The sequence below is a fragment of the Desulfosporosinus burensis genome, assembly GCF_054657535.1.
Genome location: NZ_BAAHYN010000004.1, coordinates 1 through 26,727 on the forward strand (window position 1 = coordinate 1; position 26,727 = coordinate 26,727).

The 26,727-nt window shown below is 43.2% G+C and carries 27 protein-coding genes, 1 pseudogene and 1 riboswitch; of the genes and pseudogenes, 10 read left to right on the forward strand and 18 right to left on the reverse strand.

What is annotated here, in order from left to right:
- Window positions 1-613 (reverse strand): reverse transcriptase domain-containing protein (locus ACYQ3Q_RS07365; protein WP_459927965.1); only part of this gene is annotated, 613 nt, incomplete at its 3' end.
- Window positions 614-630: 17 nt separating this feature from the next.
- On the opposite strand from ACYQ3Q_RS07365, the gene ACYQ3Q_RS07370 reads away from it, so the two are divergent.
- From ACYQ3Q_RS07370 to ACYQ3Q_RS07380, 3 genes are all read left to right on the forward strand, one after another.
- A complete protein-coding gene (locus tag ACYQ3Q_RS07370) occupies window positions 631-897 on the forward strand; it encodes a DUF5372 family protein (protein WP_459927966.1) in 267 nt (88 codons plus the stop codon).
- Window positions 898-943: 46 nt separating this feature from the next.
- Complete coding sequence (locus tag ACYQ3Q_RS07375; RefSeq protein WP_459927967.1) at window positions 944-1,291, forward strand: DUF6788 family protein; 348 nt, start codon at window positions 944-946, stop codon at window positions 1,289-1,291.
- 180 nt (window positions 1,292-1,471) lie between these two features.
- Entirely contained in the window at window positions 1,472-3,538 is a 2,067-nt protein-coding gene (locus ACYQ3Q_RS07380) for a recombinase family protein (protein ID WP_459927968.1), read from the forward strand.
- A 45-nt stretch (window positions 3,539-3,583) separates the two neighbouring features.
- On the opposite strand, the gene ACYQ3Q_RS07385 is transcribed toward ACYQ3Q_RS07380, so the two are convergent.
- Window positions 3,584-3,874, reverse strand: coding sequence for a hypothetical protein (locus ACYQ3Q_RS07385; RefSeq protein ID WP_459927969.1), 291 nt, complete (start codon window positions 3,872-3,874; stop codon window positions 3,584-3,586).
- A gap of 270 nt (window positions 3,875-4,144) precedes the next feature.
- Window positions 4,145-4,300: a hypothetical protein gene (locus ACYQ3Q_RS07390; RefSeq protein WP_459927970.1), complete on the reverse strand. Its 156-nt coding sequence runs from the start codon at window positions 4,298-4,300 to the stop codon at window positions 4,145-4,147.
- Between the two features lie 149 nt (window positions 4,301-4,449).
- Here ACYQ3Q_RS07390 and ACYQ3Q_RS07395 point away from each other — a divergent pair, with 149 nt between their 5' ends.
- From ACYQ3Q_RS07395 to ACYQ3Q_RS07415, 5 genes are all read left to right on the forward strand, one after another.
- Window positions 4,450-4,743 (forward strand): transposase, encoded by a 294-nt coding sequence (locus ACYQ3Q_RS07395; protein ID WP_459927971.1) that lies wholly within the window; start codon window positions 4,450-4,452, stop codon window positions 4,741-4,743.
- Window positions 4,680-5,615: an IS3 family transposase gene (locus tag ACYQ3Q_RS07400; protein WP_459928312.1), complete on the forward strand. Its 936-nt coding sequence runs from the start codon at window positions 4,680-4,682 to the stop codon at window positions 5,613-5,615. Before ACYQ3Q_RS07395 ends, ACYQ3Q_RS07400 begins: the two co-directional genes overlap by 64 nt.
- 332 nt (window positions 5,616-5,947) lie before the next feature.
- The gene (locus ACYQ3Q_RS07405; protein WP_459927972.1) at window positions 5,948-7,201 is read left to right on the forward strand and encodes a tyrosine-type recombinase/integrase; all 1,254 of its coding nucleotides are present in this window, start codon (window positions 5,948-5,950) and stop codon (window positions 7,199-7,201) included.
- On the forward strand, window positions 7,176-8,126 hold the full coding sequence (locus ACYQ3Q_RS07410; protein ID WP_459927308.1) for a tyrosine-type recombinase/integrase: 951 nt from the start codon (window positions 7,176-7,178) through the stop codon (window positions 8,124-8,126). Before ACYQ3Q_RS07405 ends, ACYQ3Q_RS07410 begins: the two co-directional genes overlap by 26 nt.
- The gene (locus tag ACYQ3Q_RS07415) at window positions 8,119-9,165 is read left to right on the forward strand and encodes a tyrosine-type recombinase/integrase (RefSeq protein ID WP_459927307.1); all 1,047 of its coding nucleotides are present in this window, start codon (window positions 8,119-8,121) and stop codon (window positions 9,163-9,165) included. The genes ACYQ3Q_RS07410 and ACYQ3Q_RS07415 overlap by 8 nt, the downstream gene beginning before the upstream one ends.
- Window positions 9,166-9,323: 158 nt before the next feature.
- Here ACYQ3Q_RS07415 and ltrA read toward each other — a convergent pair whose 3' ends face one another.
- The 15 genes and pseudogenes from ltrA to ACYQ3Q_RS07490 form a co-directional block, all read right to left on the reverse strand.
- Entirely contained in the window at window positions 9,324-10,736 is a 1,413-nt protein-coding gene (ltrA, locus tag ACYQ3Q_RS07420) for a group II intron reverse transcriptase/maturase (RefSeq protein WP_459927973.1), read from the reverse strand.
- A 43-nt stretch (window positions 10,737-10,779) separates the two neighbouring features.
- On the reverse strand, window positions 10,780-12,219 hold the full coding sequence (locus tag ACYQ3Q_RS07425; protein ID WP_459927974.1) for a DASS family sodium-coupled anion symporter: 1,440 nt from the start codon (window positions 12,217-12,219) through the stop codon (window positions 10,780-10,782).
- 295 nt (window positions 12,220-12,514) lie between these two features.
- Window positions 12,515-13,096: a FadR/GntR family transcriptional regulator gene (locus ACYQ3Q_RS07430; RefSeq protein ID WP_459927975.1), complete on the reverse strand. Its 582-nt coding sequence runs from the start codon at window positions 13,094-13,096 to the stop codon at window positions 12,515-12,517.
- Between the two features lie 411 nt (window positions 13,097-13,507).
- A complete protein-coding gene (locus tag ACYQ3Q_RS07435; protein ID WP_459927976.1) occupies window positions 13,508-14,782 on the reverse strand; it encodes a TRAP transporter large permease in 1,275 nt (424 codons plus the stop codon).
- 33 nt (window positions 14,783-14,815) lie between these two features.
- Complete coding sequence (locus tag ACYQ3Q_RS07440) at window positions 14,816-15,289, reverse strand: TRAP transporter small permease (protein ID WP_459928313.1); 474 nt, start codon at window positions 15,287-15,289, stop codon at window positions 14,816-14,818.
- A 90-nt stretch (window positions 15,290-15,379) separates the two neighbouring features.
- Window positions 15,380-16,411: a TRAP transporter substrate-binding protein gene (locus ACYQ3Q_RS07445; RefSeq protein ID WP_459927977.1), complete on the reverse strand. Its 1,032-nt coding sequence runs from the start codon at window positions 16,409-16,411 to the stop codon at window positions 15,380-15,382.
- Window positions 16,412-16,448: 37 nt separating this feature from the next.
- On the reverse strand, window positions 16,449-17,618 hold the full coding sequence (locus ACYQ3Q_RS07450; RefSeq protein WP_459927978.1) for a UxaA family hydrolase: 1,170 nt from the start codon (window positions 17,616-17,618) through the stop codon (window positions 16,449-16,451).
- Entirely contained in the window at window positions 17,605-17,937 is a 333-nt protein-coding gene (locus tag ACYQ3Q_RS07455; RefSeq protein WP_459927979.1) for a UxaA family hydrolase, read from the reverse strand. The genes ACYQ3Q_RS07450 and ACYQ3Q_RS07455 overlap by 14 nt, the downstream gene beginning before the upstream one ends.
- A 25-nt stretch (window positions 17,938-17,962) precedes the next feature.
- Window positions 17,963-19,006 (reverse strand): Ldh family oxidoreductase, encoded by a 1,044-nt coding sequence (locus ACYQ3Q_RS07460; protein WP_459927980.1) that lies wholly within the window; start codon window positions 19,004-19,006, stop codon window positions 17,963-17,965.
- A 181-nt stretch (window positions 19,007-19,187) separates the two neighbouring features.
- Complete coding sequence (locus tag ACYQ3Q_RS07465) at window positions 19,188-20,342, reverse strand: UxaA family hydrolase (protein WP_459927981.1); 1,155 nt, start codon at window positions 20,340-20,342, stop codon at window positions 19,188-19,190.
- Complete coding sequence (locus ACYQ3Q_RS07470) at window positions 20,332-20,628, reverse strand: UxaA family hydrolase (RefSeq protein ID WP_459927982.1); 297 nt, start codon at window positions 20,626-20,628, stop codon at window positions 20,332-20,334. The genes ACYQ3Q_RS07465 and ACYQ3Q_RS07470 overlap by 11 nt, the downstream gene beginning before the upstream one ends.
- 215 nt (window positions 20,629-20,843) lie before the next feature.
- Entirely contained in the window at window positions 20,844-21,560 is a 717-nt protein-coding gene (locus ACYQ3Q_RS07475) for a FadR/GntR family transcriptional regulator (protein WP_459927983.1), read from the reverse strand.
- Between the two features lie 258 nt (window positions 21,561-21,818).
- A pseudogene (locus ACYQ3Q_RS07480) lies at window positions 21,819-22,744 on the reverse strand (LysR family transcriptional regulator).
- 208 nt (window positions 22,745-22,952) lie between these two features.
- A complete protein-coding gene (locus tag ACYQ3Q_RS07485) occupies window positions 22,953-23,225 on the reverse strand; it encodes a glutamate mutase L (protein WP_459927984.1) in 273 nt (90 codons plus the stop codon).
- Window positions 23,226-23,371: 146 nt separating this feature from the next.
- Window positions 23,372-24,298, reverse strand: coding sequence for a LysR family transcriptional regulator (locus ACYQ3Q_RS07490; protein ID WP_459927985.1), 927 nt, complete (start codon window positions 24,296-24,298; stop codon window positions 23,372-23,374).
- Window positions 24,299-24,535: 237 nt separating this feature from the next.
- On the opposite strand from ACYQ3Q_RS07490, the gene crcB reads away from it, so the two are divergent.
- Window positions 24,536-24,910 (forward strand): fluoride efflux transporter CrcB, encoded by a 375-nt coding sequence (gene crcB, locus ACYQ3Q_RS07495; protein WP_459927986.1) that lies wholly within the window; start codon window positions 24,536-24,538, stop codon window positions 24,908-24,910.
- Between the two features lie 217 nt (window positions 24,911-25,127).
- A riboswitch (SAM riboswitch) is annotated at window positions 25,128-25,234 on the forward strand.
- A gap of 137 nt (window positions 25,235-25,371) precedes the next feature.
- Entirely contained in the window at window positions 25,372-26,664 is a 1,293-nt protein-coding gene (locus ACYQ3Q_RS07500; RefSeq protein ID WP_459927987.1) for a homocysteine synthase, read from the forward strand.
- Window positions 26,665-26,727: the final 63 nt, after the last annotated feature.

The window sequence follows — 26,727 nt, forward strand, 5'->3', positions numbered from 1 at the left end:
TTGCAAAGCGTCCAAACTCGACTAGGCGCGTTTTGCTCGGTTCCAGAGTTAAAGCAAATTTCTCCAGCCTTTTCTTCAGTGTTTCATGAAAACGATTAGCATCTGAACGGTATTGAAAGCAGACTATAAAGTCATCAATATACCTAATCAGGTATGCTTCACCTTTTAGTCTTGGCTTCACTACCTTTTCAAACCACAGGTCAAGTACATAATGTAGGTAAACATTGCTCAGCAAGACGCTAATTGAGCCACCTTGAGGAGTTCCGACTTCGCTCGTCTGTATTTTTCCGTTTTCCATAACTCCGGCTTTCAGCCATCTGTTTATCATTGAAATAATTCTCGGGTCTCCCACCCTATGCTGGTCAAAATCCAACATCCATTGGTGGTCCAGACTACCGAAGAATCCTCGGAGGTCTGCTTCCAGTACCCAACTGACTTTTTCTCCGGCAATTATTTCATTTAGGGTTGCAAGGGCATTATGCGCACCTCGCCCTGGCCTTCCTCCGAATGAACAGTTAAGGAAATCTTGCTCATATATTGCGGATAATACTTCGGCAGTACTGCGTTGCAGGGCTCTATCCACAACTGTGGGGACGGTCACAACAGACTGCACATGGTCACAATAAGGATTTGGGATTACTAACTATTACTCATCCGTTTCATCCATTGAAGGGAGAAACTTTTAAGATTCTACAAATCCGTAAGGTTAACGGGATCCGCTTATATTCTCTAGCCACAGAAAGCGGATCGCTTAGTGTGCCCGAATCTTGGACCGATCATGACCCCCTTTCCGTAAACCCTTCAGATAAGAACTTTCCTTTGGATGCTTTTGTCCTTAGAGATTTACTCAATTTAATTTCTAAACTAAAAGATAAAACTCTTTCTCCGTCGAAATAGATAGACTATTGACATATTTAGGAGCAGGAGGTAAAATCTTATTAGCATGGATACTGTTAAGAAACCTTTAAAATCCATTTCTACCGTTCTACTAGCTGCACGGCGCCGAGAGTTAACCGATTCCTTACCACCCCTTGATCAAGTCATTCGTGGTTCTTTAATTACCCGTTATGTCAAGTGTGGTAAATCGAACTGCCGCTGTGCATCTGGTCAGGGCCATCCCAGTCTCTATTTATCCAGTTTGCACGAAGGAAAAACTCGACTGATCTATGTGCCGACTAGTTGGGAGCCCTGGGTTCAACAACGCCTAGATAATTTCCACCGTACCCAAGACATCTTAGTGGAACTAGCAGAAATTAATCTGGAACTCTTACAACGACGTGTTCAGGACTAGCTATGCGACATAGAGAGGAGTGAATAAGTATGTCTCAAGCCGCCATCTCTTCATCTTGGTCGGCTTAAGAATCAGTTCTGGCTAGCTTAGTAGGTGATCGTGTCGAAGAAATGGTTTGCGTTTTTTCATCAATTCTTCGCTCCTTTCTGGTGGCAATGCATGAGGAGGGAGATCTAGACAATGTCATCAGTGTCGATCGTGAAATCGATTCATCTGAACCGGACAGCCATTGTGTACATCCGTCAGTCGACGCTTGCTCAAGTCCGGTTTCACAAGGAGAGTACCGAGCGCCAGTATGCGCTACGGGAGAAAGCATTGAATCTGGGCTGGAGCGAGAATTTGGTTCAAGTCATCGACGAGGACTTAGGCATCTCTGGTGCCCACAAGTCCAACCGCCAGGGGTTTCAGCGTTTGGTTGGTCAGGTTTCTTTGGGACAGGTGGGAGCAATCTTCGGCTTGGAGGTCTCCCGCTTGGCCCGTTCTTCGGCAGATTTACTTCAACTGCTCGAGATCTGTGCGCTTTACGATACCATCGTCATCGACGAAGATGGCTTCTATGACTTGAATGAATTTAATGACCGCCTCATTTTAGGCTTTAAGGGAACCATGAGTGAAGCTGAACTGCACTTTTTGCGCGCCCGTCTGATGGGCGGTAAGAAGAATAAAGCGCATAAGGGGGAGTTGCATTTTCCTTTGCCGGTTGGCTATTGTTTCGATTTTGATGGTAGTACGTCTTTGGACCCTGATGAAGCTGTTCAAACTGCTGTTCGGCATGTTTTTACCTCGTTCCAAGCTTCCGGTTGTGCCTATGGTGTGGTTAAATTCTTTGCTACCAACGGGTTGCAGTTTCCCAAACGAGCCTATGGCGGTGTTTGGGCCGGCAAACTGATTTGGGGCACTTTAACTCATTCCCGGGTGCTCGGTGTTCTGTCTAACCCCGCGTATACCGGGGCTTATTGTTTTGGCCGCTATAAATACCGCAAGAGGCTGGATAACCAAGGTTCCTTTAAAACCCATATGGTGCGTCTACCAAGGGATCAATGGGAAGTGCTCATTCACGATCACCATCCGGGCTATATTTCCTGGACCCAGTATGAGGAGAATTTACTTCAACTACAACGAAACCGCACAAATTCAGAGGTAAGTGGCGCGGCTCGGGAAGGCAGCGCCCTATTACAAGGTCTACTTATTTGTGCTAAATGCGGAAGGCACATGACCGTTCGCTATACTGGCAATGGTGGTATTGAACCTCGTTACGAATGCAAACAGCGTTGGGAACTCGGTAAAGCCTGCACCTGTTCGTCGATTAGAGCTGAACCCCTTGATCAGGCTGTTGCCAAAAGGATCATGGAAATTCTTCAACCTGCGGAACTAGAACTAGCTCTGCTTTCTCTGGATAAGCTCATTAGCGAAGATAATACTGCCAACAAGAGTTGGCAACTGGCTTTGGAACAATCCCAATTTGAAGTAGAGCGAGCTTACCGCCAATATGATTTATCTGAGCCAGAAAACCGTCTAGTGGTACGCACGTTAGAAGCTAAATGGAACGAAAAGCTACTGGCTTTGGGCCAGTTAAAGGAGGAATACGAAAACTATAAAACAAAGCGAGCATGGTCCCCAACGAACGAAGATCGTCACATGATCCTGCGCTTAGCCGAGGATATTCCTTGCATTTGGAACGCTCCGACGACCACTATGAAGGATAGAAAACGGCTCGTCCGACTCTTAATTGAAGATGTTACAGTCACTTGCCAACCTCTTGACCCAGATGTACATTTAGGCATACGTTGGCGCAGCCGACACAGCGAACTAATTCACACAAAGAAATCCTTACCTCCATCAATCACCCGCAAGCACGTTCCCGATACGGTAAAACTTGTCAGAGAACTATCTAAAACGATGTCGAGTGTCGAAATTGCGGACCATTTCAACAAGAAAGGATACCGTACTCCGGAAGGACGCACATTTACAGAAAGTTCTATTGCCTGGCTAAGGTATCGTTACAAAATTCCTGGGTTTGTTAAACAGAGTAATGAACTTACTGTTAAAGATGTAGCCTCCAAATTCAACGTTAGCCCTGGAGTTGTCTACTACTGGCTTGAAACCGACAAAATTCAGGGTAAACGAAAAGGACCAGGGTGTCCATACCGGATAATAATTGACGAAACTACCGAAAAAGAATTAAGGACATACGCTGATACTTCGACCAAAATCATCAATATTAGAGGCCAAAAAGTCAGGAACTAGACTAGACGTTTGGCCTCTTTCCAAAACATTATTGAGGAGGGTGCATTATGAACTTACCGTCGGTATTCCTAAAGGCCTCTTCTCATTCGGCTTATTACGTTTGGGGATATAGACTCGCCGAACGGGCATAGGCTTGTAGGTATCGTTCTTTAATTCGTTATGTAGCTTTAGGAGTTCCTCATCAGCTACCTTATCAAAGTCGATTATTCCGACGTTGTCTATTCCGCCACTACCTTTATTCGCTTTAACCATGTCCCATGCCATTCTTAAGTTTGTCGGTTGATACACCTTATCAATCAGTGAATGAACCTTTTTGGCTGTACCATCTTCCTTCATGGCTTTCGTCTCCTCCGCCTGCAAGTTCGGGGTCTTTCACATAGGGAACTTTCCGTTCCTTGCCGCTTACTCACGAATTTCCGCTTCGGCTTCTGGTTCCATAAAGCGAGCCGCCTTCCCCTTCGTCTTAGCCTTTTGAGCTAAAACGAAGCCACCTGTACACGACAAGTGATCCTAACGTTTCTGTTGTTCGTTAGTTAAAGTACTACTCGGCTCTCCGACTCCTCGCACCACGTTGACTTTCACTTCGGGGTTGCCTTATAGAAAGCCTTACTGAGTTGCTGTGCTTGTCTGACTGAGGTGAACACGCACAACGATCTCCACCTTGGCTACTTTATACACCGGCCCATGACGGTGTTCACACTCAGATAATACGAGGTCTCCGTGGGTCGCTACGCCATCTTCCATACCATGCCGCCCGCACACACCTTGGTTCGATGGGTGGACTGAAATGCCTTCGCCTCCATAGTGCAGGCTCGACCTTGTGATGCTAGAATAGAAATAGGACAACTGAAATAGAGATTTTCCCTGGTTTATTATAAAATTAAAATAACTGAACTAGGGGGTACTGTTTAATGGGAAAACATAAAAAACAATATAGTGCTGAATTCAAGCAGGATGCTGTAGAGTATTATCATTCATCTGGCAAAAGCCTAGAACAAGTAGCAGGAGATCTTAAAGTTAGCAAGTCAGCCTTAAGTAAGTGGGTGTCAAGTGCTCAAACAAATCATGGTACTGTTAATCACAGAGGATCGGGCAATCATAGCTCAGACGCCGAAAAAGAGATTACTCGCTTAAAGAAGGAATTAAAAGATTCAAAGGATGCGCTGGACATCTTAAAAAAGGCTATAAGCATACTGAACAACTAACAGAATCAATTTATTTAGCAACAAGACTAGCATCGAAGGAGCGCAAGATTTCTGTTAACAGTGTGCTCAAATTATTGGGCGTTTCTTCATCGGGATATTATAGTTGGGTCAAACGAACTCCATCCGATCAGGAAATAAGGAAGCAAAAAATCAAAGCTGAAATTGTAGAGATTTATAATGAATCTCATCAAATATATGGAGCCCCAAAAATAACATCAATCCTTCAATCAAGGGGGCATGTAATCGCAGAGAAGACCGTCGGTAACTACATGAGAGAAGAAGGAATAAAAGCCATCTGGGTACGTCCCTACACTAGAACAACCATAGATCCCGAGTTCGATAACAAGCTTAAAAACATTCTTAATAGAGACTTTAATCCGAAGGCAGCCAACACTGTTTGGGTAACGGATATAACCTATGTTTACACCCTATCTGGATTTGCCTATCTGACGAGTGTGATGGATCTGTTTTCCAGGAAAATCATAGGCTGGCAGGTATCGGATAGTTTATCCACAGAACATGTATTAAAGGCCATTGAAAAAGCTAAAATGAATCGAAAGATTAGTCAGCCTATAGTAATCCATAGCGACAGAGGAGTTCAATTTGTATCTAAAAGCTATTTAGAGGCTACTCCAGCAGCCCATTTTATTCACAGTTACTCAAAGAAGGGAACCCCATGGGACAATGCATGTATAGAAGCCTTCCATGCTTTAATTAAGCGAGAATGGCTCAACCGTTATGTGATTAAAAACACTAAACACGCTCAGGAATTAGTCTTTGAGTATATTGAAGCTTTTTATAACACCGTTAGAATTCATGAACATTGTGGCATGATGTCACCCTATAATTTTGAAAATACTTTAGTGTGTTAAATTGATAAACTGGGATTATTTCTACTTTTAACCTGTCCGAAATCTTGACAGAAGACCACTTGCCCCATCTTTGGCCGACCGGTTCGCAATTCGGGTGGCCCCTTTTCACTACGGCCTGGTACTTCTCCTCAAGCCCTTCAGACTCCACTTTCCGGGTAGAAGGACTGCGCAATTCGCAGTCCAGACCCCCACAGAACTTATCCCGCAAAATGCGGCATCCCGACTAATTGTCATAAGCCCTCATATCAAGCCCTTCCTTCACAAAAATGGCGGGATAATATTTCTTTCATTATGCTGTATATTGAATTCACTAAATTCAATAGGAGGCTTACATGGAAGACAATACGATTTTTGGAATCATCCAACAGACATTGGCAATCTTAGAAAAGGAAGTAGGATTAGCAAAATCTACACTTGATGTAGTCGCATCTCGTAGTTTCAAACCGATCTCCGAATTCTTCAAGGAAAAGCAGGAGGTATATTACAGTGCAGATTTGCTGAACGAGCTAGATCAACGCTATCAGGAGAATCTGAAGACAGGGGCGATTTCACGGAATGTATATAACCTCCGCACTCGAGGTACCAGAATACTGCGAGAGGTGTATGAGACAGGCAATTTCGTCTGGAAAGGACCAGTTAGCAAAAGTATCCCCGTTTTACCGGAAAGCTTTGAGCATATTATCAACGGTCTCGCCGATGCAGTCCGCATGGAGATGCGAAGCCGCGATACGCTGTACATAGTTAGGCGTTTTCTGTTGCTGCTTGCCAGTTTTGACATCAACAACATTTCTCAAATTGAGTCAGAGCATGTACAGATGTTTCTGAGCGATGTTTCCCAGTCACGCGCAAAAAGCATGGATGATGTTGTCGGCGCTCTTCGCAAATTAAATCGATATCTTACTGGATCGGGACTATCCGGTCTTCCATACGCAGGCTTACTTATGGCACCGAGAGCAAGAGAAGGAAAAATATATCCGTGTATGCCCCAAGATGATTTGGGATTAGTCATAAAGTCAATTGACCTAAGCACGGCAATCGGCAAACGCGACTATGCCATTTTGCTGTTGGCTGCAAGCAGTGGTATGCGGGCTGGGGATATAGCGAAAATCAAACGTTCAGATATTGACTGGCGAAAAAGCGAGATTCATATAGTTCAGGGGAAAACCCAAGCGCCTGTCAACCTTCCGCTGCAAAGGGGCGTTGGAACCGCCTTGGCCGACTACATTCTTAATAGTCGTCCGGAATCGAAATCCCCGGAGATATTTTTAAGAAGCCTTGCGCCTTTTCAAGGATTTAAGGATGGCGTCTCGGTAGCATGTGTCTTGCGCCGACGGATGAAGGCAGCGGGAGTATCACATACGCTTGGTGATGGAAAAACGATGCATGGCATTCGGAGGATGCTTGGCACCCAAATGACAATGGAAGGCGTGCCCATAACAACGATTGCACAGATACTTGGTCATCAAAACACTCACGCGACTAAACCGTATATTTCTCTGGATATTGAGGGCTTGCGCGAATGCGCATTGGGGTTCGACTCTGTCGGGGAGGGCTCAAACGATGAAGACGTTCAACGAATATATTGAGGCTATGCTCCTCTACAAAGAATCCATAGGATATTCCAGAAAATCTTACGAGTACGACCTGATGCGTTTTTGTAATTATATAGTGACGAAGCAATTAGACGTGTCCGATCTCAAAGAAGAAATAGTCTTAAGTTGGTGTTCACGCTGGGAAAGCGAATCCCAGACCAGCGCGAGAAGAAGGATTCAATCAGTTCGGGAGTTGCTTAAATACCTATCTGCAATCGGTATTGATTGCTATGTGATCCCATCGAGTTTTCTCCCAAGGCCAGAGACACGGACGCCGTATATTTTTACTGACAAGGAATTACAGAGCATTTTCAAGGAGTGCGACGATCTATTGCCTAATAAATGCTCCCCTAACCGGCACCTGATTCTTCCTGTATTATTGCGATTGATTTTTTTTTGCGGCTTGCGTCCGAACGAGGGACGGGAACTGCAAAGCTGCGACATAGATTTCGACAAAGGCATCTTGCTTGTCCGAAAAAACAAATCTCACAAAGAGCGTTATGTCGCCATGTCCGATGATGTGTTGCAGATGTGCAAGGATTATCATACTTCCAATGCCGACATTTTCACTGGTAACACATACTTTTTCCCATCTCCGAACGGCTTGCCATACAATCGGCGCTGGCTTTCCGGACAGTTTCGAATGATTTGGCACAAAGCCCGCGCAACCAGTAATGAGGCTTCCGCCGTTGTTTATGATCTCAGGCATCGGTATGCAACGACGATGATGATGAAATGGTTGGACGAAGGTGCTGATCTTTTCGCAAAACTCCCTTATCTAAGCGCATTTATGGGCCATACTCATTTTTCGGATACGGCATACTACATCCACCTCTTACCGGAAAACCTCATTCGTTCATCGGCTATCGACTGGAGCCATTTCTCGGATTTGATCCCGGAGGTGTTCGAAGATGAATGAGAAAAGCACCCGCTTCTTCAAATTAGTACGGGACTTTCTGACGGTATATCTCCCAGATCAAAGGGCTGTGAGCGTCAATACTATTAAGTCGTACCGTGAATGTCTCAATCAATTGTTGAGCTATATTTGCGACAGAAACGGTTTCGCTCTGGGAAAACTCAGTTTCGAATATCTTTCCAGGGAGACAGTTGAGAGCTATCTGGAGTATCTTGAAAAGGAAAGGCATTGCAGTGTTTCCACACGCAACCATCGCCTTGCATGTATCCGGTCTTTCGTTAAATATGCCGGTGTCAGGGATGTTAGTGTTCAGGCATGCGTTAATGATTTATGCACTATCCCTCAGAAAAAGGTGGCAAAGACCGCCGTCATTAAGTTCTTCAGTGAATCTGCGTTGAAAACTATACTTGAGCAGCCAGATGCTAGAAAGAAGAAGGGGCTACGAAATCTGTTCTTTATGATACTGATGTATGATACCGGAGCCAGAAACCAAGAGTTGCTAGATATCAGGTTAAGTGACATCCACTTCGAAGGTAAATCGCCCTACGTTGTCATTACTGGGAAAGGTGGGAAAACGCGCTTGGTGCCAGTAATGCCCAAAACCGTTGATCATTTCAGAAAGTATGTTGATGTCTTCCACCCTGAAATTTCCTTTAGCAATCATCTTTTCTACATCGAACGAAAAGGGAACCGATCTGCTATGTCGCCAGACTGCTCAGAAAAGTTTGTCAAGAAATACGGTACCGCCGCGCATAACGTCAATCCAAAAGTCCCAGAGTCACTTCATTGCCACATGTTTCGTCACTCTCGTAGCATGCACCTGTATAAAAGTGGGATGCCAATGGTTTTGCTGGCTGAATGGCTCGGGCATGCACAAATTTCATCGACATTGATCTATGCGAATGCTGATACTGAAATGAAAAAAGAGGCTATCATGAAAGCTACTTCAAAATTGAACCCGTTGCTATCCGGCGAAACTGCATATCTTGAGTGGGAAGATGATGAGGCGTTAATCAGGCAGTTATATGGGTTAAGCCAGTAAATATTATCCCGCCATTTTTGTGAAGGAAGGGCTTGATATGAGGGCTTATGACAATTAGTCGGGATGCCGCATTTTGCGGGATAAGTGGTGTTATCCCGATATCGGGATAACAGAACCAGGCGTGCAGATTTCCCGCACCTGGCTCTTCAGAAATTGGTTTACAGCATTGCGTGTTGCTTCATTTTCACTAGTGGAATATGAATTCTTGGACGCAATATCGGAAAACTTTTTAGGATTTCAACATACACATTCCACCTAATATATCCTCTCCAGCTTCGTCCGCATAGCAATCTCCACCAGTACCTCTCAACTACGCGATGAACTCTTTGTAAGGATTTAAGGTTTCCACCCATTCCATAATAGTTGTAGTGTCCACGGAGCATTTCATTAATTTTGTATACTTGTTCCTTAATTGACCAGTGTTGCATCTCTTTCATTTTGTCAGTGATTCTAGCAAGACTTCGCTTTAATCTGCTTTTCTCCGTTTTCCTTCCAACCATGAACTTTCCACTTCTGGTTATCGTACAATAGTGAGTAAAACCGAGAAAGTATATTGTTTCTGGCTTTTCTCCTTTTATATCTCTAGGTGCAAACCTACCAAACCTTACAAGTCTGGTCTTGTTGGGCTCAAGCTGTAATGAAAATTTTGTTAGTCTTTCCTCTAGGACCTGACGAAATCTATCTGCATCTTCTTTATATTGAAAACACAGCATGAAATCATCAATGTAGCGGATTAGATAGCTTTCCCCTTTCATCTTGGGTCTTACTACTTTTTCATACCACAAATCAAGAACGTAATGTAGGTACAAGTTGCTAAGGAGAACACTAATCGAGCCTCCCTGAGGTGTTCCAACTTCGCTTACCTCAAGATTTCCATCTTCTATTACTCCTGCTTTCAGCCATCTTCTAATTAGGTTTATTATCCTCTGATCTCCGACTCTATGTTCCACAAATTTGAGTAACCATCCGTGGTTTAAACTCCCAAAGAAATTCTTCAGATCAGCTTCAAACACCCAGTTTACCTTTTTGCAGCCTATTGTTTCATTTAAGCTTGCAAGTGCGTTATGCGCACTTCTACCAGGCCTGCCTCCAAAAGAGCAGTTGAGAAAATCTTGTTCGTATATCGCATTTAATACTTTGGCTACACTTCTTTGCAAAGCTCTATCTGCAATACACGGTACACCTATCGGTCTTTTCTCGGCTTTTCCTGGTTTCGGTATCCATACTCTGCGTACCGCCGGCGGTTTGTAGCTCTTCCTGTGAATTGACGCTATCATTTCATCAACCCATACTTTGAAGGTTTTCTTTGCAGTTTTTGCGTCAATGCCATCAATACCTGGAGCTGTATCGTTTGAAATATGCCCCATACTTTCCCATATCAGTTCCTTAGTCACATGATGTGCTAATGACGTAAACACTAACTTGGGTTCACTTAGAGCTTTTGCTGCTATTCCTTCAAGTTTCGTTTCCATCATTGCCTTAGACTGTTCATTCAAAAGAAGTCCAATCGGGGTTTCTCTATATACTGGAAAAATATCTTCTTCAATTGATACCTGAATTAATTTATTCATTATCAATATTCCTTTCCAAACAAATCCATGTTCTATGAATTATTTACCATAACCCAATAAGTTTCCAATACCCCAAGCCGATCGTAAGATAGACGACAGCTGATAATGAGGTCACTACAAAACCTATCTTCCACCAAGTTGTTTTTTCCACATAACCTGTTCCCATCAGCAAAGGCCCTAATCCATTCCCATAATGCGTAAGAGTCGAAGAAATCACCATGAGAAAAGCAACCAGGAACACAGCCGGATACTTTGGAGCCCCTGTGACTGCCACGAAGCTGAAGATAACTGGTGCAAAGGTGGCGACATAACCGACGAGAGACGGGAAAACATAGTGTGGAATAATCGCCACCAAGGCAATGATCACAAACGTGGTACCCGTCCCGATACCCTGGGGTAAGGCATCTTGCATCACAATGGTCAACCATTTAAAGAACCCAAGTTTGGCAAGTGCTGACGATAAACCAATAATTCCTCCGAACCAGATCAGAATTCCCCAGGTCTCCTTCGAATCAGCAATATCCTTCCATTGGATCACATCGGTTAGAAGCATGATGGTGACTCCGAGGAACGCAACAATCGTCGTATCAATATTTGTCCTGCTACTGGTTGCCCATAAAACCAGAGACAGTAAAAAGGTTAACCCGACGATAATTTCCCTTATCGTTACTGAACCCAAGGTTTTAAGTTGTTCACGAGCCATTTCCCGAACCGATTCAACAGAAGTTAGTTCAGGGGGATACATTTTATAAACTATATAAGGAAGGAGCATAAATACGAGGAAACCAGGAAGGGCTGCAATTGTCCATAAACCCCAGCTCACTTCAACTCCTAAAATCTGCGCAGCGAGTTTCATGGAAAGGAGGTTCGGACCCATTCCCGTCAGAAACAAACTTCCTGCCACCATATCCATCATATAGAGGAGGACCGTTAGATAAGCGCCTAGCCGGCGGGGATTCTCGTTTAGCTTGGAACCGACGACCTCAAATATTCCTTGGGTCAAGGGATATACCAAACCGCCCCCACGAGCTGGGGCTGCCGGAATCACCGGTGCCAACATGAGATCGGTAACCCCAAGAACATAACCTAGTCCTAGACTGCTTTTACCAAAAGCTTTGATGAGAATGAGTCCAACACGTTTTGCTAAGCCACTTTTTTTGAACCCTAAGCTCATCATAACAGCCGCCACAATCAGCCAGACAGTGGAATCTGTATATCCCACTAAAATATCTTTAATTGGAACGACGATCAGACCAGCAGCCGACACACCGACAAAAATAGCACTCGCTTCTGGAAGTCCTTGCAAAATCAGCATCAAAATTGTACCAGCAAAAATCCCAAATAATTCCCAAGCTTGTACTTCTAATCCCTTTGGAGCAGGTATTAAAAAGAAGAGCGCAGCCAACAAAATTGGAATAAGAATTTTAATCGTCCGCCCACTCAATATGCCTTGAGTTTTCGAAATATTGACGGTCTGGCCCATATATTCCTCCTTCTAAATCATTATCTTTAACTATTCAAGAATTGAAAGGCCAAACTTCTCGCTGAGCTCGTTATGTTCTTGGAGTAGCCCTTCATTAACAGGAATTCCATCCCTCAACCACTCCTCACGCATTGTTCTCCCATTTCTTCGATGCAACATGTGGTATGTGGTATGACCATTAATAAATGCTAATCCTTTTTTTCACTTTTGTCAACAAGCTCTCAAGAAAAAGATTTACTTATTTCAATCCATCCAATAGAAATAAGTAAATCTTTTCCTTGAGTATTTTCTTAACCTAATCCCAGTCCTCAGGAGCATGGGCCACAGATTGAATAGCTTCTTTAACATTCGCTAAATGACTCAGCATTCTTTGATGTGCTAAGTCCGGATCTCTTTGATTAATCGCTTCAACAATTGATTCATGATCCAGAACGGATAAACGCTGCCGCCCTGGAACCATTAGCACTCTGGCTCTATTTTCTCCGAGTAGATCTAATAGGTTTACCATCAGTCTCATCAGGACCCGATTACCTGTAGCCTCCACGATCTTCAAGTGAAATTCCGCATCAAGTAAAGCGAGTTTCGACTCACCCGCATCCCCTAATTCTTTTCCTTTACGAACAATATGCTTTAGTTGCTGAATATCCTGCTCGTTCGCGTTCTGAGTACACCAAATCACTGCTTGACTTTCTACAACCTCCCGTACCTGATATAGCTCTTCAATGGTCCCACTAGAGATATGAAGTAGGGAAGCTAATCGCGAGACATCTTCCGCTCCATCCACTTCGTTAATATAAGCTCCCATACCATGCCGGATCGTTACTACACTTAACCCAACCAGCATTTTTAGAGCATCCCGAATCACTGTCCGACTCACAGCAAACATGGTGCACATTTCACGTTCGGGAGGCAACTTATCACCTGGCTTAAGTTGCCGTTATTAATTACTTGCATAATCTGATTTACAATGCCTTCGGATAGATTACCATAAAATTTAAGGGGTTCAAACATAAACATCCACCGACCTTACTATTAATCCAACGGTATAACAATGGTATTATATCATACCAAGTTAACATATTGTTTGGTACTTAGGTCAAAAATTCAACACTCAACGATTGGGTTACGCAATTATTCCTAGCTAGCAAAACCCCATAAAATACAACACAGTCTAGCAGACTACCCTAAAAAGGTAATCAACTAGACTGTCTTACCTCAAATTAGACGCCTATCGGAGTATTAAAGCAGCCTTTCAGGGCGTTTCCCATCATTCGACTTTATTATTTAGCTACATTCCAAATAAATTTGGCACAAACATGACTACTCCTGGTAGGTAAGTAAGAATCAAAGCAGTAATAACCATAACTATTAACATGGGCATTAATTTTGGGACTAGCTTTTCGATCGGAATATCAGCTATCTTACTGGCTACGAACAGGGATAGCGCAACCGGTGGTGTTACTTGTCCAAGACTTAAAACCATTGTCATAATCGCTCCGTAGAAGATTGGGTCTACGCCAAGTTTTGTGATAATCGGCAATACTATAGGCGCTAAAATCAGGATTGCTGGCCCTTGATTCATAAACATACCTGTCACTAAGAAAACAATGTTTAGCAGTAACAAAATCAAAAATGGATTACTGGAGATGTTAAGAATACCTTTAGTGAGGATGACTGGAATTCCCTCATTTGTCATTAACCAACCAAAAAGAGTGGCTGCGGCTACGACTAACATGATAGTTGCTGTACTTTCCGCGACTGAATATCCAATGGCAGGAAGGTCTTTCAACTTAATTTCCCGATATACCAATCCGCCAATGATAAAAGCGTAAACTGATGCTATTACAGCTGCTTCCGTAGGAGTGAAGAACCCTCCGTAGATACCTCCTAATATAATGACTGGCATTAACAAGGCTAATAGAGACTCTTTGAAGGCACTCCACAGCTCTTTAGCAGATACCCGTCCTTCTCCTTTATAGCCGTTCTTTACCGAAGTATAGTAAGAGTAGCCCATTAGGACAAGACCTAAAATTATTCCAGGCATTATTCCAGCAGCAAAAAGTTTGGCGATTGAAGTATTCGTTGCTACTCCGTAAAGAACCAATGGAATGCTCGGAGGAATAAGTACTCCAAGAATTCCTGCACTTGCCAAAAGGGAAGCAGAAAAACAGGGATCGTAACCTTTCTTATTCATTTCAGGGATTGTAATTCCCCCAACTGCCGCTGTGGTAGCGGGAGCGGAGCCTGTCAAGGCACCAAAGAACATACTCGCAACGACGGAAACCATTGCTAACCCGCCGGGCAAGGTTCCAACCAAAGCTGAAGCTAAACGAACGAGTCTTTGACCCATACCACCCGTTTGCATAAGCGCACCGGCCAATATAAAAAACGGAATTGCAAGCAAAGAGTATGCATCGACTGCAGAGAACATTTTCTGAGGTACTATCATTAGAGGTACTCCGGAAATAGCCAACCCACCCATAGCCCCTAGGATTAATGCCACAGCTACAGGAACGCCAATAGCAAGACCCAATACAAAAATTATTAGTAACGCAGTTAACATACTTGTAAGCCTCCTGTATTTAAGTTGACATCCTTAATTATGCTGTTTGGACACTCGACTCAGCATAATTTCAAAGATAAAAAATGCCATTATAAGCCCACCAATAGGAATTGCCAAATAAGGTAGAGTCATTGGAATTCCCATTGCATCAGATTTTTGTGTCCAGTTTTGGATTGATAGTTTAAGGCCATACACAGTTATGAATATACTTAAACCCAAGAAGGCTGCATCAGCAATTAGTTGAATAATCTTCTTACCAGTTGGAGGCAACTTATCTAACATTAATTCCATGTTAATATGAGCTTTTTTTTTGACAGCAGCGGCACTGCCAAAGAATGTTAACCACACGAATAAATAACGGGTTAATTCTTCCGACCATGGTAGAGGAGTAGATAAAAGATAACGGGTAGCAACCTGTAGAAAGCCAGCGATTGTCATAACCAAGATTATGGCGAAAAGAAGAACTTTTATAGCACTAAATAACTGATCAGAAAACCTGCTTAACACTGTCAAACTTATGCACCTCCAAGTTTTATAAAACGCGACGGGGTTTTTACCCCGTCGCAAGCATATCAAACATAGTTAGAAACTAGAAGTTTATTTCTTTTTGGGGTCAGCATTACGGACAGTATCAATTAAGTCTTTTCCGATTTTCGGCTCCCACTCGGTGTAGACAGAAGCAGTAGCTTTAATGAAGGGTTCGAGGTTAGCAACTTCATTGACTTTTACTCCCTTAGTCTCCATCTCTTCTTGATATTTAATGGACTCTTCACGAGCTAGCTTACGCTGAAATTTAGTTGCTTCGTCGGCTGCTTCTAATACTGCTTTTTGAACATCAGCTGGGAGTTTGTTGTATTTGTCGAGGTTCATAATAAGTGCCATTGGCACATACATGTGCTTAGTCAAAGAGAAATACTTTTGGTTCGCTTCGTAGAACTTGCCAGTCATGAAGTGAGCTTCTGCAGCTTCAGCTCCATCAACACTACCTTGTGAAAGAGCTGTATAGAGTTCACCCCAGTCAGTTGTCATGGGCATTGCTCCGAGTGCCTTAAAAGTACCTACATACACTTGGTTAGGAAATACTCTTAGTTTTAAACCCTTGAGGTCTTCAACAGTGTTAACAGGACGGTATTTATTGAAAACATCACGGAATCCGTTTTCGGCCCAACCAAGAACCTTAAAACCTTGCTTCTCAGCCAATATAGCCATATCTTTTCCAATTTTACCATCAAGCACTGCATCGACATGCTCATAGCTCTTAAACAAGAAGGGCATGTCCATAACGTAATATTGAGGAATAAAGGCTGCCAATTGAGTTGTACCACTTAGTTCCATATCTCCAGTACCAGCTTTAACAGCCTCAACCCTTTCGCGTGTACCGCCTAGAGCACCACTAGCGAAAATCTCAACCTTAACTTGGTTATTTGTTTTCTGAGCAGCAAGTTCAGCAAACTTTTCTAATCCTTTCTGGAAGTGGTGACTGTCAGGCATCACGTGTCCAACTTTTAAGACGATCTGCTTTTTTTCGGTTCCAGGAGAACTAGATTGTGATCCGCACCCTATAAGTCCAAATGACAATAATGAAACGGTTGTTAACAATACTGTAAATTTACGAAGGTGTTTTTTCATTAACTCTTCCCCCTATTTAATTTATTACAGAATCAATTTAGATGCTTAACCCAACTCTGTGTATAGCAAAGCCTGTCGCTTCCTTCAGAATCTCACTTTTTGTAAGTTTGCCTGAGAGCACCTCTACAAGTTCATCATAGATCATGTCCCCGGCCTCTTCCAACGATAGATCCCCTTCTAGAATCCCGGATAGATCGATATCAACGGTGTCCTCCATCAAACCATAAGACGTGGCGTTACCAGTCACTTTGATTGTAGGCATAATGGGATGAGCAATCGTATGCCCGCCACCGGTAGAGAAAACAAGAGCTTGTGCGCCCGCCGCAGCAATTGCAGTAATAGATTCACTGCCATGTCCAGGAGTATACATGAGATAGACTCCTGGAATTTTTCCTGGAGTTTCACCAAGACCAATAACATCTTGAATTAAAGCGAAACCGCTTTTCTTGGCACCTCCAAGCGACTTTTCCTCGATTGTGCTTAATCCACCCAGTATATTATCTGCAGTAGGCTGAGAGCCCCGTATATCTTCCCCTGTAGCTAAAATACGCTCCTCGTAACCACGAATTTGATGCCAAATTTTGTCCGCTACATCTGAATTAACAGCTTTTGAAGCCAACCACTCCTCAGCCCCCATAAGTTCTGGCAGTTCAGCAAGAATAGACCTACCCCCTGCTCGGATGATACGATCCGAGCAAAAACCTAAAGCCGGATTTGACGATAATCCCGATGTTGTATCCGAAGTTCCACAATTTAAGCCGAGGAGGAACTCTGCAATCGAAACTTCTTCTCTTTCGCATGTAGAAATCTGTCGAGTTATTTCCATAGCTTTAAGAGTGCCTTCGGCAACTGCCTTTACTGCTCCGCCGCTGTCCCTTATATTAACTGTGGCTACCAGTTTACCTGTTTTAGAAATTTCATGACCGAGGTCGTCAACATTACAAAGGTCTTCTCTGAAGTGGTCAACTATAACTACTCCGCCAACATTCGGATGTTTACCCATGGAGCACAAAATCTCAAAGGTCTGCTTACTATCTGATTTTGTTTGAGCTCGACCCAAATGGTGAGTAATCGGTACCGCACCTAAAATCGAGTTGGCTATTCTTTCGACGACACTATTGGCATAAATAGTCGCAGAGAGAATTAAAGTATAATTCCGAATACCTACAGAGCCGTCCGGTCGAATGTATCCTCTAAAGTTCGCCATTTTGGACAACTCCTCTCTCCGTAACTAAGTCTCCTCGTCCACGGAAACTATCAATATTGTGGACGTGAACGTGTTCGCCAATTTCGATATTTACCGTAGCTTTTCCAATTACTGTACCATATTTTATGACTGCCTCCCCTGTTTTTATGGGACTGATGGCAAGCTTATGACCGTATGGAATATCAGACCTGACAGCGATTTGAAACTCTTTCTTTCCTACAGAAAACACAATGGCCTCGCCAATTTCAACCCCTTTGCGGAGAATTGTGGCTACATTGTCCCTATCAGGATCAACTACCAAAGCCACTTTGAATGACAATTTACACTCCTCCTTTTTAATTGTTTTATTTATTCAAGGATGGAAGGCCGAATTTTCCAGCGAGTTCATTGAGTTCTTGAAGCAATCCATCATTGACAGGGATTCCATTCTTTTGGCGTTCCTCGGCAATGGACTGACGCCGTTCACCTGGAATCCGGATGGCGTCGACTTCCTCAGCCCTCGGGATTTTTTTAATTTCCCCGATCATGTCACTCATTCTTTGAGTATAGTCCACCACAGGCATGAGTCGAGAGATATCCAGCGCGAAAAAGCTATGTCCAATATTCACCGGATCAAGAGCATCATCATAAATCCATCCCACATGAGTTCCATAAGCCGAACCGCTAATGATCCCTGACATGATTTCGGCTGCCAATGCTAGAGCATAACCTTTCGCCCCACCAACCGGTAAAACTGCACCTTGCAGGGCTGCTTTGGCATCCGTTGTCGGTTTTCCTTCCTTATCAATAGCCCATCCCTCAGGTATAGAACGACCTTCTTTCGCCGCGATAATAATATTTCCACGGGCAACCGTTGAAGAAGACATATCGACGATAACTGGCTCTTCCCCATTAGGGAATCCGTAGGAAATTGGATTAGTTCCAAAATAGGGACTTATCCCTCCCCATGGGGGAATACCACAGGGTGAATTCGTATAGGCTTGTCCAATCATTTGCTGGTTGGCAGCCATTTTGCAATACGTCGAAGCCGCTCCAAAATGATTGCTATTTTTAACCGTGACGAAACCGATCCCGAACTCCTTAGCTAAGTCAATCGCCACTTCCATAGATCGATAAGCAACCAGTTGACCCAGGCCGTTATCTCCATCCACACTGGCGACTGCACCGTTCATTTTCCTTTGAATCAATGGCTTGGGATTAATGCGCCCATTCATCAAGCGAGATAGATAAATGGGCAACCGACTGATTCCATGCGTATCGATCCCATCCAAGCTCGTATCCACGAGAACAGAGGAAACGATCTTTGCTTCATCCTCCGGGACCCTGGTCGCGATCAAAAGAGCTTGACAAAAGTCTTCCAGCGTTTGAGGAGAGTAACGTTGACTCATCCCATCCCTTCCTTTCCCATATGTAGGTTTTATTTACTTGCTTTTCTAAGAATATGACTATCATTGAGAAAAGGGTTTAAGATTTAATAATTACTCCATTAAATCTTAAACCCCCAGAACTTAAACAGTGAGCATTTGATCCACAGCGAATGAAATAAACCTCAGTTTAGAAAAGCATCATTTACGCGCTTGGATAGAGACGAGTTAGAACGAATTCTTTATGGTTCAAGGCTTCTGCATCCGTCAAGCGACCGCGTGCAGTTTTTATGACACACTCCATTACTTTATCAGCTGCTTGTTCCATGTTTATTTCACGAGACAGTACACCACTAATGTTCACATCGATATGCTCAGACATATTGGTGCAAGTATTCGGATTAGCGGACATCTTGATCACGGGCTCGATGGGATTCCCAACGATATTACCTTGTCCTGTGATAAAGATGTGTAAGGTTGCGCCAGCAGCCATCATAACCGTGATGCACTCAGCAGCTGCTGAGGAACTATCCATGAAATAGCGTCCTGGTGCAGTCGGCTCTTCACAGGGAGCAAGTACTCCGATGATCGGAGTCTTTCCTGCTTTTGTGATATTGCCCAGCGCTTTTTCCTCGATAGTCGTTAAACCACCGGCAATATTACCTTGAGTCGGCTGAGTTCCCAAAAGGTCGGCACCTTTGGATTCGATGAGATCCATATAGTCTTTATGAATCTTAAGAAATTGCGCTCCGAGTTCAGGAGTTGCGAAGTGTTTGGCAAGAATGTGCTCAGCACCCGTTGTTTCCGGGGTCTCACCAAAGATTACGGTACCACCCATTTCAACTAAGCGATCTCCGACAACTCCCGCTGTTGGGTTACTAGCCAAGCCAGTAGTCGTATCAGACTCACCGCATTTGAAGCTGACTACGAGATCTTTGAGGTCACACTCTACTTTTTCTAAGGAAGTAGCATATTGAACGAACTCGTGAGCTTTACGGGAAGCTCTTTCGATCGTTTTCAGGTCGCCATAACCTTCGATACCGAAATACGCTACAGGTTTGCCCGTCTCAGCAATTCCATCGGCAATTAGCTTAGCCCAGTTCGGTTCGATTCCGATGATGACGACAGCTGCAACGTTCGGGTTGCGTCCAGCACCAATTAAGGTTTTGAAGTGCAACTCTAGATCAGCACCAAATTGAAGGCGTCCATAAGGATGGGGAATTGCCAAGGTTCCTGCTATATTATGTTCTACTGCCAAACAAGAAGAGTTGGATAAGTCATCCACTGGGATAATTAGCACGTGGTTGCGGATGCCGATACGACCATTATCTCTCTTATATCCTAAAATCTTAGTTTCCATAATCCCACCTCGCAGTTCTTAAGTTATGTGTGTGTACCCAATCGCCAATTTTAACATCTGCGGTTGCGACTCCTATGTTCTCACCATATTTAAGGATAGTTTCACCGCTCTTAATCGCTTGGAGTGCGATTTTGTGACCGAGCGGAATATCGTGGTTTGACTTCACGTGATATTCCTTACCACTATGGAGTTCAACCCCTAGTACTTCTTCGCCAGCTTGAATGTCTTGGATAGCAACGCCTACGTAGTCGCCATCATTGTGAACTAGAAATTTGTGACTGCTCATGATAATCCTCCTTGTTTAAGATTTAACCACTCCTCACGTATTATTCTCCCATTTCTTACTCCGATGCAACACGTGGTATGTGGTATGTGGTATGACCATGGGTAAATACTAACCCCTTATTTCACTTTTGTCAACAGATAATAAAGAAAAAGATTTACTATTTCCAATCCATCCAATAGAAATAAGTAAATCTTTTTCTTGAGTATTTTCTAAACCTAATCCCAGTCCTCATGAGCGTGAGCCACAGATTGAATGGCTTCTCTAACATTCGCTAAGTGACTCAGCATTCTTTGACGCGCTAATTCCGGATTTCTTTGATTAATCGCTTCAACAATTGTTTCATGATCCAGAACGGATAAACGTTGCCGCCCTGGAACCTTTAGCGTTCTGGATCTAATTTCTCCGAGTAGATCTAACAGGTTAATCATCAGTCTCATCTGGACCCGATTACCTGCAGCCTCCGCAATCTTCAGGTGAAATTCAGCATCAAGTAATGCGAGTTTTGACTCACCCGCATCCCCTAATTCTTTTCCTTTACGAACAATATGCTCGAGTTCCCGAAGATCCTGCTCGTTCGCGTTCTGAGTACACCAAATCACGGCTTGGCTTTCTAAAACCTCCCGGACCTGAAATAGCTCTTCAATGGTCCCCTGGGAAATATGAAGAAGAGAAGCTAATCGAGAAACATCTTCCGCTCCATCCACTTCGTTAATATAAGCCCCCATACCATGCCGGATCGTAACTACACCTAACCCAACCAACATTTTTAGAGCGTCCCGAATCACTGTCCTACTCACAGCAAACATGGTGCACATTTCACGTTCAGGAGGCAACTTATCACCTGGCTTTAGTTCGCCGTTGTTAATTCCATGCATAATCTGATGTACAATGCCTTCGGATAGGTTACCATAAAATTTAACGGGTTCAAACATAACGTCCACCGACCTTACTTTTTTTACAATGGTATTATATCATACCGAGTCAAGACGCATGCCACCCTCACTTCAATGCTATCCGTTAAAACCTTATACATAATACATTTCAGTATCTTTTTTCTACTACATTTGTACTGTCAGACATCAGGCAAAGAACTCCGTTGGCGCCAAGTTCTGAAAACTTAGGTAACTGCCATGGATGGCAAAAAAGCCGACTACCTTGAAAGGTAATCAGCTAGACTCTCTTGTCTTACATTAGGCTTCAATTCCCTTGTGGCCTAATTTATTCGGGTAAGTTAGTAGCTCATGAGTGAAAAGTTGTTCCGTAAAAACTTCCATTGCCTTAGACTGTTCGTGGTTCTTTGATTTTATTAACGAAAAAAAACGAGTTAACCGCTTCCCTTTATCCGGATCGCCGTCAGTTCTCCAGTCTTCAATTCTTTGCGGACGATCCAACTAGAGACAAGGGCAATCCCTAGCCCAGCTATGACAGCCTGCTTGACGGCTTGACCACTTCCAATTATATAGGATTTTTTGACCTGAATTCCTCGATCTTTGATCAGCTTGTCGCTGAAGGCTCGGGTTCCAGAGCCGCTTTCTCTCAAGATCCACACTTGATCCTGCAGATGATCTGCGGTAACGATTGGCAATCTAGCCAAGGCATGTTGATTAGGTACCACTAAAATAATCTCATCCTCCATCAAAGGACGGATAACAAAATCTGAATGACTGACTTCTCCTTCCACAAGGGCAAGGTCCAAATGGTTAGCTCGAACTGCTTGACTAATCTCCTCCGTATTAGAGATTGAGGTTTCAATGCCTACCTTCGGAAACTGAGCCGCAAATTCAGTCAATACAATGGGTAAAATATACTCTCCAATCGTATTGCTTGCCCCAACTTTCAATCCCCCTGTGACCACATTCGATAACTGGTCAATTTCCTCTTTGGCCTTATCATATAAAAGCAAGATGTTCTTAGCATATCCATAGAAAATCTCGCCTGATTGAGTAAGTTCCAAATGTTTTGGCGAACGATTTATGAGTTTTGTGCCAAGTTCATTTTCTAAATTCCGAATTTGCAAACTGACACTGGGTTGGGATAAATAAAGTTCTTCAGCAGCACGGGAGAAATTCTTTTGCTCGACTACGGTAATAAAGATTTTTAAGGGATCGGACATCATACTATCCTCCTGCATCACCATAATAAGGGAGCCTTTAACATGTAGTTATTTCATGCTTAATATTATAATTTGTTATTTCATTAACAATTATTACATTCAACAAATACCGTACAAATAATTGTTACGTTATGATCTGACTACTTCGCGATTGATTATGTATTGGCATTTAACTCTTTTTGCACGATCTAACGTGAGACAAGGACAATTCCTAAACCCGCGATAACAGCCTGTTTAAAGGCTTGACCACTACCAAAGATAATACTTCTTTTCCTACAATTCCGCAACGTTTAAATCCTGTGCCTGAATAAGGGACGCTCGGCACCAGTCCCTTCACAATAGCTTCCTCAAGCCCGATCGTGATATCGCTGTCCACAGTTGAAGGGATTTGTACCCGCGAGACTAGTTCCTCCCCGTCCAGGTCGAAGGCTACCACTTTAGTGAACGTGCTGCCAAAATCGATGAAAATCCTAATGTTACTCACTTCACTTCATCATCCTTAATCCTTCATTAAACGTTACTCTTGCATTTAAGCATTTTTGAAAGTAACATTTTTAATCCTCACTTTCTGATAGTACAAAAAAGCCGACTACCATCGAAAGGTAATCAGCTTGACTCTCTTGACTCAAATTAGGCGTCAATTCCTCTTTTGCCTATTTTTTTAAACGAAGAAATTGATTCATGGGTAAATAGTTGCTCCGTGAAAACTTCCAAAGCCTCGGAGGTTTCGTGACTTTTCGACACTATTACGTAAAATGAACGACTAAGACGCTTACCTTTAATTCTGATCGTCTTTAATTCCTTGGCATTTAACTCTTTTCTCACGATCCAACGTGAGACGAGAGCAATTCCTAAACCTGCTGTAACAGCCTGCTTGATGGCTTGACCACTACCAAAGATATAAGATTTTCGGACATTGATTCCCCATTCATGGAAAAGCTTATCACTGAACGCACGAGTTCCGGAACCGCTTTCTCTGAGAATCCAGACTTGGTCTTGGAGAAGCTCTGTCGTAACAATGGGGAGCGTTGCTAAGGGATGTTGGTTTGGTACTAATAAAATAATTTCATCATCCAAAAATGGGCGGACAAAAATGTTTGGATGATCGACTTCTCCTTCTACAAGAGCAATGTCTAAGTACTTAGCTTGAACCGCTTGAATTATCTCTCTCGTGTTGGCGATTGACGTTTCAATCTCTACTCTCGGATATTGAGCCGCAAATTCAGCCACTGCAAAGGGCAAAAGATATTCTCCGATTGTATAGCTTGCTCCCACCTTCAAAGTCCCTGTAACTACATTTGATATCTGCTTGATTTCCTGTTTAGCCTTATCCTGTAAATGCAAAATTTGTTTAGCATAACCATAGTATATCTCGCCCGATTGAGTAAGTTCCAAATGGTTTGACGAACTAATAACCAGCTTTGTATCAAGTTCTTCTTCTAAACTCTGGATTTGCATACTGACATCGGGATGGGATAGATAGAGTTCCTCAGCTGCACGAGAGAAGTTCTTGTGCTCGACTACGGTTACGAAGGTTTTTAAGGGATCGTTTTTCAAAACTTACACCTCTAGTTTCTAGATCTCTGAGTGATATATTTGTATAATGATACTTCTTTTCACACAATTTTACAACATCCTACTCCTTACAATTTTCCCTTTTCTGTTGATAAATATCCGTTCAGGTCAGGGGATTAAATAAGTAACCATTAGAACATGATGCTTGTTACCACTTAGCTCATGTAATATGATAGAAGTGCACTAAATCATTGAGATTTTCAGAAATGAGGTAGACTAATGCCTAACATTTTAGTCATTGCCGTAGGGGGCGCTCTCGGAGCATTGTCCCGCTATGCCCTTGGGATATGGATTTCGAATAAATGGGATCAGGGATTCCCGCTGCACACCTTTCTTATTAATATTACCGGCGCCTTTCTCTTGGGCTTCTTGCATATTTTATTTATTGAGCGCTTAAACGTTAATCCTCTTTGGCGACTAGGAATCGGTGTCGGTTTCTTAGGTGCTTTTACAACCTTCTCCACCTTTGGTTATGAGGTTATTGCTTTGCTTGAAGGCGGGAGCTTCATGACGGCAGGATTATATACCTTACTAAGCATTGTCGTAGGGTTTACAGGCGTGGCTTTAGGGGTAGGTTTGGCGCGCTTAATCTAAGCTCCGAAATCACGTTCATAGCCTTCCCCGCATCATTAAAGCAAAAATCCGCCCCTGTGTACTCTTTATCAAAACCATAATTCTAAGTGATTTTTTAATCCTAAGTAGCTTTTCAACCCCTTAAATTGTATAACACAAATTGGCAATCGCTATCTGTTGACACAGGCGCTGATTTGATTTATAGTATCATTATCCTCAACAACTAAATATTGAATTTCTCTTATCAAGAGTGGCGGAGGGACTGGCCCAATGATGCCCGGCAACCGATAGTGCAAGCTATGAGGTGCTAATTCCAACAGAACCATAGGTTCTGAGAGATGAGAGTAGCGTGTTAAATATCATAACGGCCGCTTCTCTTGAAGTGGGTCGTTTTTTATTTATCAAACACCTCAACAGCCCTCTCTCAATTCAAACGATCCCTATATGCTGCCACAAACCAAAAAATAACGGGAGGAATTATCATGACTGAAAATCGACAACTAGGTATTGAAACAATTTCCTTACACGGAGGGCAAAGCCCAGATTCGGCAACCAATTCGCGTGCCGTTCCTATCTACCAGACATCCTCTTTCGTCTTCAATGACAGTGACCATGCTGCTAATTTATTTGCCTTAAAAGAACCTGGCAATATTTACACTCGAATTATGAATCCTACTCAAGACGTCTTTGAACAACGCATCGCCCTTCTTGAAGGGGGAGTTGGAGCGCTTGCGACTGCGTCCGGCCAAGCAGCTATTACCTACGCACTTTTAAACATCGTACAAGCAGGGGATGAAATTGTCGCTTCCAGTTCCCTTTACGGAGGCACTTACACTTTATTCGCCTACACGTTTGCTAAACTTGGCATCAAAGTTCACTTCGTAGACGTCGACAAACCAGAAGAGTTCCGCGCAAAAATCACGGATAAAACAAAAGCCTTGTATACTGAAACTATCGGAAATCCGCTCATCAATGTTGCCGATCTAGAAACGATTGCTCAAATTGCTCATGAAAACGGCCTTCCCCTGATCGTTGACAATACCTTTGCCTCACCCTACTTGTGCCGTCCAATCGAGCACGGAGCGGACATTGTGGTGCATTCTGCCACCAAATTCATTGGTGGCCATGGTACTTCGATAGGAGGAGTCATTGTCGACTCTGGAAAATTCGACTGGAACAACGGTAAGTTCCTAGGTCTCAGTCAACCAGATCCGAGCTACCACGGCATAATTTTTACAGAAGCCTGTGGTAATGCTGCTTATATCATCAAAGCGAGAGTATCCCTCTTACGCGACACCGGTGCAGCCCTTTCCCCTTTTAACTCCTTTTTGTTCTTACAAGGACTAGAAACACTTCCCTTACGCATGGAACGGCATGTTGCCAATGCTCAAAAAATTGCAGAATTCCTTGACCAGCACGACTTAGTGACTTGGGTTAACTATCCAGGGCTTGCCAAGAGTCCTTATCACACCCTCGCTAAAAAATATTTACCCCTGGGATCTGGAGCAATCTTCACCTTTGGTCTTAAAGGTGGCCTGAACGAAGGCAAAAAATTCATTAACAGTCTCAAACTGTTTTCTCATTTGGCAAACGTGGGGGATGCCAAATCCTTAGTCATTCATCCGGCAAGTACCACCCATCAACAACTCGATGAGGCTTCACAACGTCTTGCAGGGGTATCCCCTGATATGATTCGTCTTTCCATTGGTATAGAAACCATTGATGATCTCCTATATGATCTGGATCAAGCTCTTCAGGCAAGTCAAGGAGCTTAAGAAGCTAAGAAACTTAAACTTAAGTAACCTTGCGCGATATCAGTTCATACAGTCTTCACAACT